Genomic DNA, 5,373 nt, shown 5'->3' with positions numbered 1-5,373 from the left:
ACTTCCTCTGCAAGAGATTTTCCGGCAGATTCCATCAAACACAATCTGGACAAACCTAAATATTCACAATTATAATCCGTAACCATCATATCAATGGGTCTCATAATTATCTCACACCTTTACTCTCTAAAACAATATTTTGTATGGATTTTAACATTAATAAAGATTTTTTCAACTCTTTAAAAAAAATAATATATTTATATTAAAATAATAAATAGATTATATATTATTATAACAGGGGATATAATATGATTGATAAAAACATAAATTACAACAAATACTTTTTAAGATTGGTTAAAGATTTTGAAGAATCAACTGCACTAACTCCGGATTTAAACGGAACTGAGAAACCTGAATTAAAAAAAAATGAATTAACAATAAGTAAAAATAATATTGAAGAGTTTTGTAAACAGAATTCAATATCTGAAAATGTTCTTTTTTTAGCCAGTACTGCACTTGCATTGAACAAATTTAATTTCACCAATAAGAATTTGATTTTCCATGAAAATAATACAATTTTCACAACTAACTTTGAAAACAGGAAAATTTCCATTAAAGATTACCTATTGAAAATTGAAAATGACTATAAAGAAAACCTAAAATACATTAATTTCCCCGTCGATGAACTAATTAAGGAATACAGTTTCGACCCTAAATTTTATTACGCTTTCAATAAAGACTTAGATTACGATTCCTTTAAATATAAATATGAATTTTACCTAAGCATAAAAGAAAACGATGAAAAATTCATATTATCTTCCTCATATAATGATCAGTTATATTCCAAAGACTACATCAATTCATTCTTAAAAAGTATTGAAACAATCCTAAATCAATTTTTATCAGGAGACATTTCCAAATTAACTTTATCCGATATTTATCTTGTAAAGGAACAAGAAACATCCCCATTCAAGGAAATAAAAACACCATTTTTCCACAAACGCTTTGAAAAACAAGTGGAAAAAAACCCTGACAACATTGCGCTCATTTCAAACGGTGAAAGATTAACTTACAGCGAGCTTAACAAGAAGGCCAATAAAGTTGCCAATGGACTTCTCAATAAAGGAATAAAACCCAAAAGCAATGTATTGATAATGTTTCCAAGAAACAGTAACATGATAGCTGCAATTTTAGGTGTTTTAAAGGCAGGTTGTGCTTATATCCCAATTGACTTGGCATTTCCAAAAGAAAGGATAGCTTACATCTACCAAAACAGCCAAGCAGACTATATTCTTGCTGAAAATAGTGATATGGAAAATTCAATTGACATTAACGAATTGCTTAATGAAGAAAATGATGACAATCCGAACGTTGACATTTCACCAAATGATTTAGCGTTTATCCTCTACACTTCCGGTTCAACAGGCCTGCCAAAAGGAGTAATGGGAACCCATAGGAATATGGCAACCTCAGCTACTGAAGACCCAGACAACATTGTATACGAGGCATACACAAAAATCAATAAAAACCTCGCAGTCACAACAGTGGCATTCGTGGCATTTTTCGCCGATTTCCAACCCCTGCAATTTGGAAACACAATAGTGCTTGCTAATGATAATGAAGTTAAAAATTTAGAGTCATTAGTCCAGTTGATGCAGAAAGAAAAGCCTGATGCATTTACATTTACAACACCTTCACGCCTCAAGCAATATTTTGAATATGAACCATTTGTAAAAGCGCTTTCTTCAATAAATCATATCGCCATGGGCGGGGAAAAAGTTTCAAATGACATTCTACCTATCCTGCTGGCCAACGATATGGACATTTACGCAATTTATGGAACAACAGAAATAACCGGATTTGGAGCTCTTGAAAAAGCTACCGGCACGAATGAAGAATTAACAATAGGTACCTCCCCATTCAATGTAATAACAGAAATAAGAGACATTGATGGAAAACTTCTCCCCGCAGGAGTAATGGGTGAAATTTACGTTGGAGGCTGTGGAGTCTCAAAAGGATATTATAATTTAGATGATGAAACCAAAAAGTCATTCCTGACCATAAATAACATACCATTTTATAGAACTGGGGACTTTGGAGTTGAAGGTCCAAACGGCAAACTAATTTCAAAAGGAAGAATCGACAATCAAATAAAACTCAGAGGACTGAGAATAGAGATTGGAGAAATCGAATCAAACATCATGAACTTCCCAAATATAACTCAAACCGCAGTAACCGTTAGAAAAATTAACAATAACGACCATCTATGCGCATATTTCACTGCAAAAGAACAAATTAACACTAATGAACTGAAAAAATACTTGCAGGACAGATTAACCCAATATATGGTTCCAACAGTATTCATGCAGCTGGAGGATATGCCTAGAACTCCAAATGGAAAAATATTAGTTAGAAAACTCCCAAAGCCTGTACTAAATCTGGAATTAGTTTCACCAGAAACTGAGACTGAGGAAATGTTGTTCAATATGGCATCATCCGTTATTGAATCTGCAGAATTTGGTGTGACTGATGACTTATACGCTGTGGGATTCACATCTTTAACCTTAATGAAATTGAATGCAGTTATTTTTGAACAAACTAACGTTAATTTAAACATTTCCAAATTAATCGATGATCCGACTATCAGAAACATTGCAAATGAAATAGACAATGCCCAAGAGGATTCCGATGAACTGGCTAAGATTATTGAATCTTCAAAAAATTCAAAATATATTCCATTAACTGCAAATCAGTTAGGAGTTTATTATGAATGCGCTCAAAATCCTGATGAGCCACAATATAATTTACCTTGTCTTATCAGATTCGACAAGTCAATCGATGCTAACAAATTAAGGGAATCACTTATTAAAACCATTGAATCCTATCCATATCTAAAAACTAGAATTGTCATGCATGGGGATCAACTGATGCACAAACGTGATGATTCAATTGAAATAGAAGAGATTCCTATTGTTGAAGTGCCAACCATCAGCGAGGAAGAGATTTATAATCTCAATTTCAAGAAATTTAAGTTATTGGGCGGACAGCTATTTAGAGCAAAAATATATGAAACTGATGATGAAATCATCCTATTCTTTGACATGCACCACATAATTACAGACGGTGCATCTGTAAATATGCTTTTCAGAAGCATTTCCAATGCATATGAAGGCAATGAAATTGAAAAAGAAACAATTGACGGATATATCCATGCATTGATTGAAAAAGAAAATGAAAACAGTGAGCAATACATTGAATCTGAAAAATATTTCCATGACATATTGACTCAGGAAGTTGATTCAACTATCCTAACACCTAATTTGAATGGAAATCCCGATTATGGAAATCTGAAATCAATATCAAAAAATATTAATCCAGAGACCATTAGAAAATTCTGCGCAGATGAAAGGATAAGTCCAAATGTCCTATTTATGGCAAGTACCATATTAAACTTGAATAAATATACATTTTCAGACAAAACATTGATAACAACCATTTTTAATGGTAGGTCAAACTCAAATTACTTCAACACACAAGCATTTTTAGTTAAAACACTTCCAATAGTCTCAATTAATGAAGATAGAAGCATTACCCTAAGACAATTGTTAAGTCAAACTGATAATATTTGGAAAGAAACCCTTAAACATTTAGATTATCCATACACCAAAATTTCAGAAGAATTCAAGTTAAAACCTGAATTCCTGTATACTTACAACAATTTTGATGAAAGCGTTATCACAATGAATGGGAAAGAGTATGAAATTACCCGTTTAGAAACCCTTGAAACCAATTATAAACTAACCTTCAATATTAACGAATCTGAAGACAACATTGAACTTCATCTAGTATATAACGACCAATTATACACTGAACAGTATATCAAAATATTTTTAAATAGTATTATAAATACCATGACCCAATTCATTGAGACAGATATTGATCAATTACATATCAATGACATTGAATTGAATAAAAATTATGAAATACCTACTTTAACCCCTGTGGAAACTCCATTTGTTCACAAACGCTTTGAAAAACAAGTTAAATTAAATCCAAACAACATTGCACTTGTTGCAGAAGATGCGACCTTGACTGCATATGAATTAAATGAAAAAGCAAATAAAATTGCAAATGCACTTATTAAAAAAGGAGTAACTCCAAAAAGCAATGTTCTGGTAATGCTGCATAGAAACAGCGATTTGATTGTATCAATTTTAGGAATTTTAAAAGCTGGATGCGCATACATCCCAATTGATTTGGAATACCCGCAAGACCGTATAAATTATATCTATGAAAACAGCCAAGCAGACTACATCATCTCAGACGATGAAAATGACAATTCATTGAATGTTAAAGAATTACTCAAAGAAACAAACACTGAAAACCCTGACGTTGAAATATCACCAGATGATTTGGCATACATGATTTACACATCAGGATCAACAGGAAATCCAAAAGGAGTAATGATTTCACACGAAAACATCGCAAACCAAGTGCAAAACCCAAAATCACAATACAACAGCATATTATGTCTTGCAACAATATCCTTTGACGTGTCAGTTGACGACATACTAACATCACTCGCAAACGGAATAAAACTAATACTTGCAAATGACACACAAATCAAAAACATCCCAGAACTAATCAAGCTAATCGATGAAGAAAAACCAGAATTGGCGCATCTTACACCGTCAAGGCTTGCATCCTACCTTGAAGTACAGGAGTTCTGCAAAGCAATCAGCTGCCTAAAATGCCTATTGCTTGGAGGAGAACAATTCTCAACCAAAGTATACGAACGATGTTCGCGATATTGATGGAAAACTACTGCCACACGGAGTAATGGGAGAACTCTACATCGGAGGAACAGGAGTGGGAAAAGGATACTACAACATGCCAGACAAAACCCAGGAGGCATTCCTAAAAATTGGAGACATCCCATACTACAGAAGCGGAGACTATGCGATATCAAGACCTGATGGAGAAATAGAAATCCTCGGAAGAATCGACAACCAAATCAAACTCAGAGGACTGAGAATAGAAATCGGAGAAATCGAAACCAACATCAACAAATACCCATCAATAAAACAAACGGTTGTAGTAATTAAAGAAATAAACAATAATGATCACTTATGTGCATACTACACCGCAGAAGAAGAAATAGACACTTCAGATTTAAAAGATTTCTTGAAAGACAAATTAACCAAGTACATGATTCCTACCGCATACATGCAACTGGATGAAATGCCACAAACACCAAACGGAAAAACCGACCTAAAAGCACTCCCAGAACCAAAACTAGACCTGGAAAACATAAAACCTGAAAACGAAATAGAAGAAAAACTCTTCGAAATCGCAACAGACCTTGCAAAAACAGATCAATTTGGTGTTACAGACGATTTATATGCAATAGGATTTACCTCATTGATATTAATG

The 5,373-nt window shown here is 33.4% G+C and carries 1 protein-coding gene and 1 pseudogene; both read left to right on the top strand.

The window, feature by feature from the left end; all coding sequences use genetic code 11:
- Positions 1-248 precede the first annotated feature (248 nt).
- Positions 249-4,754 (top strand): AMP-binding protein, encoded by a 4,506-nt coding sequence (locus QZN27_RS08905; protein WP_296786601.1) that lies wholly within the window; start codon positions 249-251, stop codon positions 4,752-4,754.
- Positions 4,702-5,373 (top strand): annotated as a pseudogene (locus QZN27_RS08900) (AMP-binding protein); the annotation flags it as partial. The gene QZN27_RS08905 and the pseudogene QZN27_RS08900, both read left to right, overlap by 53 nt.

The sequence above is a fragment of the uncultured Methanobrevibacter sp. genome (assembly GCF_900316895.1).
Classification (GTDB): domain Archaea; phylum Methanobacteriota; class Methanobacteria; order Methanobacteriales; family Methanobacteriaceae; genus Methanocatella.
This window is presented reverse-complemented; position numbering and strand designations above follow the sequence as displayed.